The following is a 12,776-nucleotide window of genomic DNA, read 5'->3' on the forward strand; positions in this document are numbered from 1 at the left end:
CGTGATCTCGTACATCCTCCGCCGGACGTTCGCGGCAGTGATCCTGCTGCTGGTCGTCACCGCGGTCACCTTCGCCATCTTCTTCCTGCTGCCACGGCTCGTGGGCCAGACAGCGGATCAACTGGCGCAGCAGTACATCGGAAAGAGCCCGTCCAAGGCGGACATCGTCGCGGTCAAGCACAACCTCGGTCTGGACCAGCCCGTCTATGTCCAGTACTGGCACTTCATCAAGGGGATCGTGGTCGGTGCCGACTACAATCTCGGCCCCAAGACGGTGCACTGCGACGTTCCCTGCTTCGGCTACTCCTTCAAGGATCACGTCGCGGTCTGGCCGCAGCTCACCTCGCGCATTCCGATCACCCTCTCGCTGGCCGCGGGTGCCGCCGTGCTCTGGCTGCTCTCCGGTGTCGCCGTCGGTGTCGTCTCCGCGCTCAAGCCGCGCTCGCTGTTCGACCGCACCTTCATGGGCGTCGCCCTCGCCGGCGTCTCGCTGCCCATGTTCTTCACGGGCAACCTGGCGATCCTGCTCTTCACCTACAAGTGGCCGATCTTCGGCCGCACCTACGTCCCGTTCACCGAGAACCCCGCGCAGTGGGCCAACACCCTCATCCCGGCGTGGTGTTCGCTCGCCCTGCTGTACTCCGCGATCTACGCCCGGCTCACCCGCTCGGGCATGCTGGAGACGATGAACGAGGACTTCATCCGCACGGCCCGCTCGAAGGGCCTGCCCGAACGCACGGTCGTCGTCCGGCACGGCCTGCGGGCCGCCCTCACTCCGATCATCACCGTCTTCGGCATGGACCTCGGCCTGCTGCTCGGCGGTGCGGTGATCACCGAGTCCGTGTTCTCGCTGCCCGGCGTCGGCCAGTACGCGGTGCAGGGCATCTCCGACAACGACCTGCCGAAGATCCTCGGCGTGACCCTGCTCGCCGCCATCTTCGTCGTCATCGCAAATCTCCTGGTGGACGTGCTCTACGCCGCCGCCGACCCGCGGGTGAGGCTCTCGTGACCGAACTCTCCAAGACCGCCACGGGCGAGACCGCCACCGCCAAGGCGCCCTCGGCCTTCCTGGAGGTCCGCGACCTCAAGGTGCACTTCCCGACCGACGACGGCATCGTCAAGTCCGTCGACGGGCTCTCCTTCTCGGTGGAGAAGGGCAAGACCCTCGCCATCGTCGGCGAGTCCGGCTCCGGCAAGTCGGTCACCTCGCTCGCCGTCATGGGCCTGCACCGCCTCGGCGCGCGCGGCAAGAACGTGCGGATGGCCGGCGAGATCTGGCTGAACGGCAAGGAACTGGTCGGCGCCTCCCCGGACGAGGTGCGCAAGCTCCGCGGCCGCGAGATGGCGATGATCTTCCAGGACCCGCTGTCCGCGATGCACCCCTACTACAAGGTCGGCGACCAGATCGTCGAGGCCTACCGGGTGCACCACAAGGTCAGCAAGAAGGAAGCCCGCAAGCGCGCCATCGAGATGCTCGACCGCGTCGGCATCCCCGAGCCGGCCAAGCGCGTCGACGGCTACCCGCACGAGTTCTCCGGCGGTATGCGCCAGCGCGCCATGATCGCCATGGCCCTGGTGAACAACCCCGAGCTGCTCATCGCGGACGAGCCGACCACCGCCCTTGACGTGACCGTCCAGGCGCAGATCCTCGACCTGATCCGCGATCTGCAGAAGGAGTTCGGCTCCGCGGTCATCATGATCACGCACGACCTCGGCGTGGTCGCCGAGATCGCCGACGACGTCCTCGTGATGTACGGCGGCCGCTGCGTGGAGCGCGGTCCGGCCGCCGAGGTCTTCGAGAAGCCCCAGCACCCCTACACCTGGGGCCTGCTCGGCTCGATGCCCCGCATCGACCGCGAGACCTCCGAGCGGCTCATCCCGGTCAAGGGCCAGCCGCCGAGCCTCATCAACATCCCCTCGGGCTGTGCCTTCCACCCGCGCTGCCCGTACGCGGACATCCCCGCGGAGAACGTCAGCCGCACGGTGCGCCCCGAGCTGGAGCTGGTCGGCGCCGGACACTGGTCCGCCTGCCACCTGTCGGCCGAGGACCGTGAGCGGATCTGGACCGAAGAGATTGCGCCGAAGCTGTGAGTGAGACGAAGAAGACGGACCCCGCCGCGAAGGCCGAGGTCCCCGAGCAGGCGTCGGCTCCGGACGAGCGAGAGGTGCTGCTCAAGGTCGAGAACCTGACCAAGCACTTCCCGATCAAGAAGGGCATCCTGCGCCGCCAGGTCGGCGCGGTGAAGGCCGTCGACGGCATCGACTTCGAGGTGCGCAAGGGCGAGACCCTGGGCGTCGTCGGCGAGTCGGGCTGCGGCAAGTCGACCATGGGCCGGGTCATCACCCGCCTCCAGGACCCGACCGGCGGCAAGATCACCTTCGAGGGCCGGGACATCACGCGGCTGTCCGTCGGGGACATGCGCCCGATGCGCCGCGACATCCAGATGATCTTCCAGGACCCGTACGGCTCCCTGAACCCCCGTCACACCATCGGCTCGATCGTCTCGGCGCCCTTCCGGCTCCAGGGCGTCGAGCCCGAGGGCGGGGTGAAGAAGGAGGTCCAGCGGCTGCTCGAACTGGTCGGTCTGAGCCCCGAGCACTACAACCGCTACCCGCACGAGTTCTCCGGCGGCCAGCGCCAGCGCATCGGTATCGCCCGCGCGCTCGCCCTGAAGCCGAAGCTGGTCGTGGCCGACGAGCCGGTGTCCGCGCTGGACGTGTCGATCCAGGCGCAGGTCGTCAACCTCATGGACGACCTCCAGCAGGAGCTGGGCCTGACCTACGTCATCATCGCGCACGACCTCTCCGTCGTCCGGCACGTCTCGGACCGGATCGCGGTGATGTACCTCGGCAAGATGGTCGAACTGGCCGATCGCAACGCGCTGTACGAGGCGCCGATGCACCCGTACACCAAGGCGCTGATGTCGGCGGTGCCGGTGCCGGACACCAAGCGCCGGGGCCAGAAGAGCGAGCGCATCCTGCTGCGCGGCGACGTGCCCTCGCCGATCGCCCCGCCGTCGGGCTGCCGCTTCCACACCCGGTGCTGGAAGGCGACGGAGATCTGCCGGACGACCGAGCCGCAGCTGCTGGAGCTGAAGCCGGGCCAGCGGGTCGCCTGCCACCACCCGGAGAACTTCGCCGACCAGGCCCCGCAGGACACGGTCCTGCTGTCGGCGGCGAAGGAGGCGTCGGAGCTGGTGCCGGACGCGCTGATCTCCGGGCGTCCGGAGGGCGCGGCGGAATCCGAGGCCGAGGCCGAGTCCGAGGCCGAGACCCCGGCCGCGGCGGAGTCCGAGGCCAAGTCCGATTCCGGGGCCAAGTCTGAGGTCGAGTCCGAGGTCGAGGTCGAGTCCGAGGTCGAGTCCGAGGCCCCGGCGGAGTCGAAGCCGGAGGCGGCGGAGGACGCTCCCGAGGCCACGTCCGAGGCCGAGGACGCCACTGACTCCGAGGTCGAGGCCGAGGCCGGATCGGAGCCGGAGGCCGCCTCCGCGGAGGAGTCCGAGCCCGAGGCCGCCTCCGCGGAGGAGTCCGAGCCGGAGGCCGCCACCGACTCCGACCCGGAGCCCGAAGCCGCACCGGAGCCGGAGCCGGAGTCCGAGCCGGAGCCCGAGTCCGAGGCCGACGAGACCCCCAAGGCCCGGAAGCCGAAGGGCAAGTAGCCGGGAAACGGCCGAGCAAGGGCATGTGTATGCCTGAACGGGAGAGTGCGGAGTCGTCCGAAAGGGACGACTCATGGCACTCTCCCGTTCGGCATGTGCGGGGCCCGGCCGCCGCCGCGGCCTCCTTCCTCCCGATCGCCGCAACGGAGCGGAGGCGCGGTTCAGTCGTGACGGCGACGAGGTCACCGTCCCCCCGCGCCGCCCGCCGACCGGGAACCGGCGCTTCACCCTGCGGGTCACCCACGGCGGCGTACCCAGCCCCTCACCGGCCCCGTCGACCACCCCGCCGGCACCTGGCTGTTCACCACAGGTAAACCCGCCCTGTGAGCCTGGCTTTGTAAGGTTCAGCCCGCTGGACAGGTGAGAATGTCAGGGTGCAGCTCCAACAGTTCTTCAGCCCCTCCGTCCAGCACACGCTCGACGTGATCGGCATCTTCGTCTTCGCGATCTCCGGCGCGCTGCTGGCCGTCCGGAAGAACTTCGACGTGTTCGGCATCGCCGTGCTCGCCGAGGTCACCGCGCTGGGCGGGGGACTCTTCCGCGACGTGGTGATCGGGGCCGTGCCCCCGGCGGCCTTCACGGACCTCGGGTACTTCCTCACGCCGCTGCTCGCCACGCTCGTCGTCTTCTTCCTGCACCCGCACGTGGAGCGGATCCAGACGGCGGTGCTGGTCTTCGACGCGGCCGGCCTCGGCCTGTTCTGCGTCAGCGGCACGACGAAGGCGTACGGCTACGGCCTCGGCCTGACCGCCTCGGCGACGCTCGGCCTCGCCACCGCGGTCGGCGGCGGTGTGCTGCGCGACGTGCTCGCCAACGAGGTGCCCTCGCTGCTGCGCTGGGACCGCGACCTGTACGCGGTCCCGGCGATGGTCGGCGCGGGCATGGTGGTGCTGTGCATCCGCTACGACGCGCTGACCCCCCTCACCAGTGGGTTCGCGGCCGTCACCGCTTTTGTGCTGCGCCTGCTCGCGATGCGGTACCACTGGCGAGCTCCGCGCGCGTGGAACCGCCGGTCGACGGTGACCGAGGAGTAGTACCGGCGGCGCCGGCCGTTCCCGCGGGGGTTCCGATGCCGGTCCCGGGGGTCCCGGTGACCGAGTGGTCCCGGCCCTTGGCGTGGTTCTGGCCCATCTGGAGGGTGAGCCAGCGGAACACCGCGGGCACCTGGGGCCGCCACAGCGCCATCGTGTGACCGCCCGCGCTGCGCGGCAGGAAGACCACGTGCACGGTGGTCGGCGCCTTGGCGACGGACTCCAGCGCCATGCCCGCCTCGTAGCCGTCGCCGGACTCGCCGGAGACGTAGAGCGCGACGGGCGGCGGCACCGCGGCCTTCTTCAGCAGCAGGTACGGGTTGTTCTCGGCGCGCAGGGCGGGGTTCTGGGCGGCGAGGGAGTTGCGCTCGCCGATCGGGTCGTTGTAGCCCGACATGCTCACCGCGGCCCGGTACCGGTCCGGGTGCGCCACGGCCAGCTTGACCGCGCACTGGGCGCCGGCCGAGTACCCGGCGATGGCCCAGCCCTGCGGGGCCGGCTGGGCGCGGAAGTTGTCCGTGACCATCTTGGGTACGTCGATGCTGAGCCAGGTGTCCGCGTTGACCTGCCCCGGGATGTTGGCACAGCCGGTGTCCACGCCGGCCAGCAGGTTGGTGCGCGGGGCGACCATGATGAAGGGGGCCACCTGGCCGCTCTCCATCAGCGGCAGCAGCTGCTCATGGGCCTTCATCGAGCCGAACCAGGCCCGCGCCGAGCCGGGGTAACCGGGCAGGACCTCGACCACCGGGAACTTCTTGTGCCGGTAGGCCGGCTCGCCGTACTGCGGCGGCAGCCAGACGTAGACCTCGGCGTTGACGCCCGAGACCCGGCCCTTGAGCTGGGTGACGCGGACCCCGCCGGCGGCGTGCATGCCGGGCCCCGTGGCCTGGGTGAAGGTCTGCCTGACCTTGGGCAGGCGCTTGACCGCTATGCCGCCGGTGCCGTCGCGGCCGAGGTCGGCGGCCTGCTGGACGTGGTTGCCGGTGCCGAAGAGGTCGGCCCAGTTGTCGTACAGGTTGTTCTGGTTGTTCACCAGCACGAAGACCAGCGTGACGGCCGTACCCTGGGCGAACAGCAGCATCAGTACCCGGGCCGCGGTGCGCAGGTGCTTGGGGCCGCGCATCTTCGACCACAGGAGAAGCGGCAGTATGAGTGCGACCACGGCCAGCACGACGGTCGTGTAGAGGAACGGAGTCCCGGTGAGGCTCATGTCCCGATAGAGGGAAAACGGGGGTCCGAGGTTACGGACGTGTCCTGACACTTACCGAGAAATTGCCGAAGCCTCACCTGTGAGGAGGCCGCGTGCGCGGCGATGACCCCGGGAAAGCTACCGCTTAGTAATTGCCTGTTGTACCGTTCGGTCATGGCAGAAGCAGCTTCCGCGCCCGCCCCGTCGCGGGCCGTGATCGGTGACAGCGAGTTCGACCGTGACACCGCCGTCGTCCGCCGCTCGCCCGGCGTCTACGACATCGACCTGTCGGCCGGCTGGACCATCCTCGGCGCCGTCAACGGCGGCTATCTGCTGGCCGTGCTCGGCCGGGCCCTCGGCGACGCCCTCCCGCACCCGGACCCCTTCAGCATATCCGCGCACTACCTGACCGCGTCGCGCCCCGGCAAGGCCGTGATCCGCACGGAGACCGTGCGTACCGGCCGCACCCTCTCCACCGGTCAGGCGTCCCTCTTCCAGTACGACGACGAGGGCAACGAGGTCGAACGCATCCGGGTCCTCGCCTCCTACGGCGACCTCGCCTCGCTGCCCGACGACGTCCGTACGACCGCGGCGCCCCCGGCGATCCCGCCGCTGGAGGAGTGCTTCGGTCCGGCGGACGGACCCGACCCGCTCAAGGGCACCTCCGCGATCGCCGAGCGCCTGATGCTCGGGCTGGATCCCTCGACCCTCGGCTGGGCGCTCGGCAGGCCCTCCGGCAAGGGCGAGATGCGCGCCTGGTTCGGCCTCGCCGACGGCCGCGACGCCGACCCCCTCTCCCTCCTGCTGGCCGTGGACGCCCTGCCTCCCACCGCCTTCGAGATGGGTCTCAAGGGCTGGGTCCCCACCGTCGAACTGACCGCCCATGTCCGCCACCGCCCCGCACCCGGCCCGCTGCGTGTCTCCATCACCACCCGTAACCTCGCGGGCGGCTTCCTGGAGGAGGACGCGGAGGTCTGGGACAGCGAGGACCGGCTGGTGGCCCAGTCCCGGCAGCTGGCGCGGGTCAGGCTGGCCTGAGCCGGGCCCGCCTGCGGGCCGGGTTCAACGGGCGGGCGCGACGAACTCGGGCTGGTCGAGCAGGCGCAGCCAGCTTCCGTCGGGCTGGCGCCGGGCGACCTGGGCGCGGGCACCGGTCCCGTCCCTCGGCGGGGTCGCGGTGAGCGCGATGTCGCCGCTGACCAGCGTCGGCAGCGGCGGCTCCGGCTCGAAACGGGGACGCCCCGCCAGCACCTTCTCCCACAGCGCCCGGATCGCCTCCCGCCCCACGGTCCGCTCGCCCGGCGGGTAGGCCAGCACCGCGTCCTCCTCGTAGAGCGCGGCGACCCCGGCCGCGTCCCCCGCGTTGGACCGCTCGACGAACAAGCGGGTGATGTCCTCGGGGCGCATGGCCTTCTCGTACTCCGGCACGGCTTCCTCCTGACGTCCGACGTCGACGCGTTCCAGCCTGGCCGCACCCCGGTCAGAAGTCCAACAGATGGAACTTCTGAGAACTAGAATCCCCGCTCATGGAGCTGAGGCAGCTGGAGTACTTCGTCGCGGTCGCCGAGGAGCGGAACTTCACCCGGGCCGCCGAGCGGGTGCACATCAGCCAGTCCGGCGTCAGCGCCCAGATCCGCCAACTGGAGCGGGAGCTGGGGGCCGACCTGTTCGACCGCTCGGCGCGCACCGTCACCCTCACGGTCGCGGGCGAGGCCGCGCTCGAACACGCCCGTGCCGCGCTCGCCGCCGCGGGGGCGGTCGGTCAGGCGGTCGGCGAGGTGACCGATCTGATCCGGGGCCGGCTCACCGTGGGAATGGCCGTCGGTTGCACCGTGGCCCCGCTGTTCGACGCCCTCGCCGCGTTCCACCGGGCGCATCCCGGCGTGGAGATCTCGCTCGTGGAGGACGACTCCGACCGTTTGGCCGAGGGGGTGCGCGCCGGCACCGTCGACCTGGCGCTCGTCGGCGCCGCGGCCACCGCCCCGGAGGGCCTGGACGCACTGACCCTCGTCAGCGAGCGGCTCGTCGCCGCCGTCCCGCCCGGCCACCCCCTGGCCGGACTGCCCCGGGTCCGTCTGTCCGACCTGCTCGCCCACCCGATCGTCTGCATGCCGCCCGGCACCGGCCTGCGCGCGGTGTTCGACCGGGACTGCGCCGCGCGGGGTCTCCACCCCGTGGTCACCCTTCAGGCCACCGCCGCCGACGCCATCGCCGACCTCGCCGCCCGCGGCCTCGCCGTCGCCGTCCTGAGCGAGTCCATGGCGGCCCGCCACGCCGAACGGCTCACCGCGCGCCTGATCGAGGACGCCAGGACGCCCGCGGTGCTCGCGCTGGTGTGGAGGGGGGCGTCCGGCCCCGCGGTGCGTGAGCTGGTGGCGCACGGTCGGCGGGCGTTCGCCGGATAGGCCCCTCGGATGGCATCACGTGGTGCCGCCAGGTGCCACCAGGTGCCATCGGGTGCCACTTTGGCGCATCGTGAGGACTGTCGAGCGCGCTCGGTGTCACCGTGACTCCGGGTGGCGTCCTCGTTCTCCCAGCTCAGAGGTGTTCTCGGGGAGGCGCGGTGTCCTGCGGTGCCTTTCGCCTTGCGCGTGGCGCCATTGTGGTGTCATTATGGCGTCATGGACCTCACCCCCTATGTCGACAACCTCCGGCGCGAACTCTCGGTGGCCGCCGAGGCCGGTGGAGACGAAGCCCGGGAGTTGGCCGAGAGGCTGACGGCTCCGCTGGAGTCGGCGGCTCGGCTGACGATGCTCAACGTGCTGTCCGCGGCGATGGACGAGATCACGCGCGAACTGGCGCCGGGCTCGGTCGATGTGCGGCTGCGGGGGCTGGACCCGGACTTCGTGGTGTCGCTGCCGGACGCCGGGGCGCCCGTGGCGGCGGCCCCGGAGCCGGTCGCGGTGCCGCAGGTGCCCGTCGACACCGACGAGGGGGGTACCGCCCGGGTCAATCTGCGGCTGCCGGCGCAGCTCAAGGCGCGGGCCGAGGAGGCCGCGAGCCGGGAGGGGCTCTCGGTCAACGCCTGGCTCGTGCGAGCCGTGGCGGCGGCGGTCGAGGGCGGCGCCCGGCCGCGCCCGGCGGAGAAGGTCCAGACCATCGGACAGAGCTTCACGGGCTGGGTGCGCTAGCCGCGCCCCACGCCCGACCACTTCACTCACACCGCGTCCCAGCTGCGGGGACGTCCCGAGGACTCATGAGGACGGCACAGCCATGCCTGTTTTCGACACTCCCGAACCGATCTCCGTCACCGCCCATGTGGGCGCCGGTTCCATCCGGTTCATCGCGAGCGACCGCCTCGACACCGCCGTGGAGGTGAGCCCCGGCGGCAAGCGCGGCCGGGACGTGCGGGCCGCCGAGCAGACCGAGGTCGCCTACGCGGGCGGCGTCCTGACCGTCCGGACGAAGGAGCGCACCTTCATCGGACCCACCGGCGCCGTCGAGGTGACGGTCGAACTGCCGACGGGCTCGCGCATCGACGTGAACGGCTCCTGGGTCCAGGTGTTCGGCGAGGGCGGCCTCGGCGAGGCCCGCGTGAAGACCTCGGTCGGCGACGTCCGCCTCGACGAGGCCGGGCCGCTGAGGCTGACCGTCTCCCACGGCTCGATCACCGTCGACCGGGCCGAGGGCGGGGCCGAGATCACCACCAGCTCCGGCAGCCTGCGCGTCGGCACCGTCCACGGCCCCGCCACCCTGAAGAACTCGCACGGCAGCACGGGCGTCGGCGTCGTGACGGGTGATCTGCGGGTGAGCGGCGCCAACGGCGACATCGACATCGAGCGCGCCGAGGGCGACGTCGTCGCGACCACCGCCCACGGCGCCCTGCGGGTCGCCGAAGTCGCGCGCGGCGAGGTCCAGTTGGAGACCTCCTACGGCGCCATCGAGATCGGTGTCCGCGAGGGCACCGCAGCCTGGCTCGACGCCAGCTCCGAGCGCGGGCACGTGCGCAACACGCTCACCGCCGCCGAGGCCCCCGAGCGGACCGAGGACATCGTCAAGGTCCGCGCCCGTACCCGCTACGGCAGCATCGACGTGCGCCGCGCCCGGCACTGAGCCGTCGTACCGGCTCCGCCGACTCGCTCACTCCTCACTCCACTCCAGCCTTCGAACGGGGGGCACCATGCCTTCTTCTGTCATGCCCACACCAAGGCGTCACGGTGGTGCGCAGTCACCCGCCGCCGTCTCCGCCGTCGATCTGCGCAAGTCGTACGGCGACAAGACCGTCCTCGACGGCATCGATCTGCACATCCCGGCCGGAACCGTGTTCGCGCTGCTCGGACCCAACGGGGCCGGCAAGACCACCACCGTGCAGATCCTGTCCACGCTCGTCGCCGCCGACGGCGGGCGGGCCCAGGTCGCGGGCCACGACGTCGCCACCTCGCCGGACGGGGTGCGCGCCGCGATCGGTGTCACGGGGCAGTTCGCCGCGCTCGACGACCTGCTCACCGCCGAGGAGAACCTGCTCCTCATGGCCGACCTGCTCCGCCTCGGCAAGCGCGAAGGGCGCGCCCGCGCGAAGGAACTGCTCGAAACCTTCGGCATCGCGGACGTCGCCCACCAGCGGGCCGCGACCTTCTCCGGCGGCATGCGGCGCCGGCTCGACCTCGCCATGACACTCGTCGGCGACCCCGAGGTGATCTTCCTGGACGAGCCGACGACCGGGCTCGACCCGCGCAGCCGGCGCACCATGTGGGACATGGTGCGGGCGCTGGTCGCGGGCGGTACGACGGTCTTCCTCACCACCCAGTACCTGGAGGAGGCCGACCAGTTGGCCGACCGGATCGCCGTGCTCGACGGCGGCCGGATCGTGGCCGAGGGCACCGCCGACGAGCTGAAGGCGCGCATCCCCGGCAGTCATGTACGGCTGCGGTTCACCGAGTCCGCCGACTACGAGCGCGCGGCCGCCGCCTTCCCCGGGGCCGCCCGGGACGACGACAACCTCGCGCTGCGGGTGGCGGGCGACGCCGGGCTGGACGCGCTGCGCGCCCTGCTCGACCGGCTCGACGCGGCGGGCATCCGGGCCGCCGACTTCTCCGTGCACACCCCCGACCTCGACGACGTCTTCCTCGCCCTGACCGGCGAGGGCACCGCCTCCGGCAGCACCCCGCTTCACCTCAAGGAGACCCGATGAGCACGCTCGCCCACGCCGTGCAGGATTCGAGGACGATGCTGCGGCGCAACCTCAAGCACGCGATCCGCTACCCGTCCGTGGGACTCGGCGCGGCCATGATGCCGATCCTGATGATGCTGCTGTTCGTGTACGCCTTCGGGGGCTCGATCGGCGCGGGCATGGGCGGCCGGGACGCGTACCTCGGCTACCTCACCCCCGGGATCGTCATCATGGGGGTGGCCGCCGGTTCCATGTCGACCTCGATCGCGGTCTGCAACGACATGACCGAGGGCATCATCAACCGCTTCCGCACCATGAACATCACGCGGTCGTCGTTCATGACGGGGCACGTCCTCGGCAGCGTCGTCCAGACGATGCTCTGCTCCGTGCTGGTCGTGGGCGTCGCCCTCGCCATCGGCTTCCGCTCGGGGGCGGGCCCGCTCCAGTGGCTCGCCGCGGCCGGTCTGCTCGCGGCCATCGCGTTCGCGGTGACCTGGCTGTCGGTGGCGCTCGGCCTGATCTCCAAGACGGTCGAGTCGGCGAGCAACAAGCCGCTGCTGATCCAGTTCCTGCCGTTCCTCGGCTCGGCGTTCGTGCCGGCCGGGTCGATGTCGCCGGGGCTGCGCTGGTTCGCCGAGAACCAGCCGTTCACGCCGATGACCGAGACGCTGCGCGGACTGCTCTGCGGCACGGAGATCGGCAACGACGGGTGGATCTCGCTGGCCTGGTGCGCGGGTATCGCCCTGGTCGGCTACCTCTGGTCGAGGTCGCAGTTCAACAGCGGCACCAAGCGCTGAGCCAAGCGGGCCGGGCCGTACGGGAGTTCAGTCCAGCCAGTGGTCCCGGCCGATGGTGATGAGCCGCAACTGCCGGGTGGCCAGCCGGGTCACCCGGTCCCGCTCCTCCGCGGAACCCTCCAGCGCCTCCAGGAACAGGGAGGCGCTGATCAGCATCTGGTCGACGTACAGGCGCGCGAGCATCAGGACGTCGTCGTCGCTCCAGCCCGCCGCCTCGGGGTCCTTGGCCAGCTCGGCCTTCACCTCCAGGGCGAACCGGGCCAGTTGGTCGCCGATGGCCTCGCGCACCGGCTGCACCCCGCCGTGCCGCTCGCGGGCGATGAAGCGGACGTGCGAGGGGTGCGCGGCGACGTAGTGGGCGATCAACTCCACGGCGCGCGAGATGCGTTCCTCGCTGTCGCCGGTCGTGGACACCGTCTCGCGCACCATCGGGTGCAGGCTGCCGAGGGCCTCGTCGACCAGGGCGACACCGAGGTCGGGGATCGAGCGGAAGTGCCGGTAGAAGGCGGTGGGGGCGACGCCGACGGCCCGGGTGACCTCGCGGAGGCCCAGGCTGCTCAGGCTCTGCTCCTCCAGCAGCGCGAGCGCGGCGTCGAGGAACGCCTGCCGGGTCTTCCGCTTCTGGGCCTGCCGGATGCCGAGGGTGTGACTCATGTCATCCAGTTAACAACTGTTCTCTGGAATTGGAAAGCCGTCGGACGCGCTAGACTCGAAGTCAGTGAACAAGTGTTACTACAACTGTTCACCGAAACTTCACAGAGCCTGGAACGCGAGGCATCTCGGAGGGGGATCTGATCCCATGCTGTTCCTCGTCGCCGCACTCATGCTGCTCGGTGTGGTGCTGGGCACCGTCGCCCACGCACCGCTGACCGTCACCGGCGCACTGGCCGCCGTCATCGTCGTCTGGCTCGGCGTCTTCGCCGTCCGCGAGCGGCTCGGCCGCCGCCGGCGCACCTCGGCCAGCTGACCGCCCACCGACCATCAGGAGTC

Annotated in this window: 14 protein-coding genes; 11 read left to right on the forward strand and 3 right to left on the reverse strand. The window is 71.1% G+C overall.

Annotation, left to right across the window (positions count from 1 at the left end; genetic code table 11):
* The first annotated feature begins 1 nt into the window (after position 1).
* From ACWDD7_RS30145 to ACWDD7_RS30160, 4 genes are all read left to right on the forward strand, one after another.
* Complete coding sequence (locus ACWDD7_RS30145) at positions 2-1,009, forward strand: ABC transporter permease (protein ID WP_351866800.1); 1,008 nt, start codon at positions 2-4, stop codon at positions 1,007-1,009.
* A complete protein-coding gene (locus tag ACWDD7_RS30150; protein WP_450459733.1) occupies positions 1,006-2,091 on the forward strand; it encodes an ABC transporter ATP-binding protein in 1,086 nt (361 codons plus the stop codon). The genes ACWDD7_RS30145 and ACWDD7_RS30150 overlap by 4 nt, the downstream gene beginning before the upstream one ends.
* On the forward strand, positions 2,088-3,659 hold the full coding sequence (locus ACWDD7_RS30155; protein ID WP_450459734.1) for a dipeptide ABC transporter ATP-binding protein: 1,572 nt from the start codon (positions 2,088-2,090) through the stop codon (positions 3,657-3,659). The genes ACWDD7_RS30150 and ACWDD7_RS30155 overlap by 4 nt, the downstream gene beginning before the upstream one ends.
* Before the next feature lie 374 nt (positions 3,660-4,033).
* A complete protein-coding gene (locus tag ACWDD7_RS30160) occupies positions 4,034-4,693 on the forward strand; it encodes a trimeric intracellular cation channel family protein (protein ID WP_450459735.1) in 660 nt (219 codons plus the stop codon).
* Here the strand turns inward: ACWDD7_RS30160 and ACWDD7_RS30165 are convergent.
* Complete coding sequence (locus ACWDD7_RS30165) at positions 4,602-5,900, reverse strand: alpha/beta hydrolase (RefSeq protein WP_450459736.1); 1,299 nt, start codon at positions 5,898-5,900, stop codon at positions 4,602-4,604. The two genes, ACWDD7_RS30160 and ACWDD7_RS30165, sit on opposite strands and share 92 nt — an antisense overlap.
* Before the next feature lie 153 nt (positions 5,901-6,053).
* On the opposite strand from ACWDD7_RS30165, the gene ACWDD7_RS30170 reads away from it, so the two are divergent.
* Positions 6,054-6,917 (forward strand): thioesterase family protein, encoded by an 864-nt coding sequence (locus ACWDD7_RS30170; protein WP_450459737.1) that lies wholly within the window; start codon positions 6,054-6,056, stop codon positions 6,915-6,917.
* Between the two features lie 24 nt (positions 6,918-6,941).
* Here the strand turns inward: ACWDD7_RS30170 and ACWDD7_RS30175 are convergent, their stop codons facing one another.
* On the reverse strand, positions 6,942-7,307 hold the full coding sequence (locus ACWDD7_RS30175; RefSeq protein WP_351866781.1) for a YybH family protein: 366 nt from the start codon (positions 7,305-7,307) through the stop codon (positions 6,942-6,944).
* 98 nt (positions 7,308-7,405) lie between these two features.
* On the opposite strand from ACWDD7_RS30175, the gene ACWDD7_RS30180 reads away from it, so the two are divergent.
* The 5 genes from ACWDD7_RS30180 (at position 7,406) to ACWDD7_RS30200 (ending at position 11,786) form a co-directional block, all read left to right on the forward strand.
* Positions 7,406-8,284, forward strand: coding sequence for a LysR family transcriptional regulator (locus ACWDD7_RS30180; RefSeq protein ID WP_450459738.1), 879 nt, complete (start codon positions 7,406-7,408; stop codon positions 8,282-8,284).
* Between the two features lie 216 nt (positions 8,285-8,500).
* Positions 8,501-9,010 (forward strand): toxin-antitoxin system HicB family antitoxin, encoded by a 510-nt coding sequence (locus tag ACWDD7_RS30185; RefSeq protein WP_351866775.1) that lies wholly within the window; start codon positions 8,501-8,503, stop codon positions 9,008-9,010.
* Between the two features lie 82 nt (positions 9,011-9,092).
* Entirely contained in the window at positions 9,093-9,932 is an 840-nt protein-coding gene (locus ACWDD7_RS30190) for a DUF4097 family beta strand repeat-containing protein (protein ID WP_351866773.1), read from the forward strand.
* A gap of 82 nt (positions 9,933-10,014) precedes the next feature.
* Positions 10,015-11,010 carry an ATP-binding cassette domain-containing protein gene (locus tag ACWDD7_RS30195; RefSeq protein WP_392214441.1) on the forward strand — a complete coding sequence of 332 codons (996 nt, stop codon included), beginning with the start codon at positions 10,015-10,017 and terminating at the stop codon, positions 11,008-11,010.
* Positions 11,007-11,786, forward strand: a complete 780-nt coding sequence (locus tag ACWDD7_RS30200) for an ABC transporter permease (protein ID WP_351866767.1) — start codon at positions 11,007-11,009, stop codon at positions 11,784-11,786. The genes ACWDD7_RS30195 and ACWDD7_RS30200 overlap by 4 nt, the downstream gene beginning before the upstream one ends.
* Positions 11,787-11,813: 27 nt before the next feature.
* Here the strand turns inward: ACWDD7_RS30200 and ACWDD7_RS30205 are convergent, their stop codons facing one another.
* Entirely contained in the window at positions 11,814-12,440 is a 627-nt protein-coding gene (locus tag ACWDD7_RS30205; RefSeq protein WP_351866764.1) for a TetR family transcriptional regulator, read from the reverse strand.
* A 145-nt stretch (positions 12,441-12,585) separates the two neighbouring features.
* On the opposite strand from ACWDD7_RS30205, the gene ACWDD7_RS30210 reads away from it, so the two are divergent.
* Positions 12,586-12,753 carry a hypothetical protein gene (locus ACWDD7_RS30210; RefSeq protein ID WP_351866761.1) on the forward strand — a complete coding sequence of 56 codons (168 nt, stop codon included), beginning with the start codon at positions 12,586-12,588 and terminating at the stop codon, positions 12,751-12,753.
* The last annotated feature ends 23 nt before the right edge of the window (positions 12,754-12,776 follow it).

The sequence above is a fragment of the Streptomyces sp. NPDC001056 genome, assembly GCF_053598955.1.

Excerpts from the sequence above, each read along its gene's own strand:
- ACWDD7_RS30190 (WP_351866773.1), top strand. The coding sequence starts at position 9,093 with ATGCCTGTTTTCGACACTCCCGAACCGATCTCCGTCACCGCCCATGTG.
- ACWDD7_RS30200 (WP_351866767.1), top strand. The coding sequence starts at position 11,007 with ATGAGCACGCTCGCCCACGCCGTGCAGGATTCGAGGACGATGCTGCGG.
- ACWDD7_RS30170 (WP_450459737.1), top strand. The coding sequence starts at position 6,054 with ATGGCAGAAGCAGCTTCCGCGCCCGCCCCGTCGCGGGCCGTGATCGGT.
- ACWDD7_RS30205 (WP_351866764.1), bottom strand. The coding sequence starts at position 12,440 with ATGAGTCACACCCTCGGCATCCGGCAGGCCCAGAAGCGGAAGACCCGG.
- ACWDD7_RS30180 (WP_450459738.1), top strand. The coding sequence starts at position 7,406 with ATGGAGCTGAGGCAGCTGGAGTACTTCGTCGCGGTCGCCGAGGAGCGG.
- ACWDD7_RS30210 (WP_351866761.1), top strand. The coding sequence starts at position 12,586 with ATGCTGTTCCTCGTCGCCGCACTCATGCTGCTCGGTGTGGTGCTGGGC.
- ACWDD7_RS30195 (WP_392214441.1), top strand. The coding sequence starts at position 10,015 with ATGCCCACACCAAGGCGTCACGGTGGTGCGCAGTCACCCGCCGCCGTC.
- ACWDD7_RS30165 (WP_450459736.1), bottom strand. The coding sequence starts at position 5,900 with ATGAGCCTCACCGGGACTCCGTTCCTCTACACGACCGTCGTGCTGGCC.
- ACWDD7_RS30185 (WP_351866775.1), top strand. The coding sequence starts at position 8,501 with ATGGACCTCACCCCCTATGTCGACAACCTCCGGCGCGAACTCTCGGTG.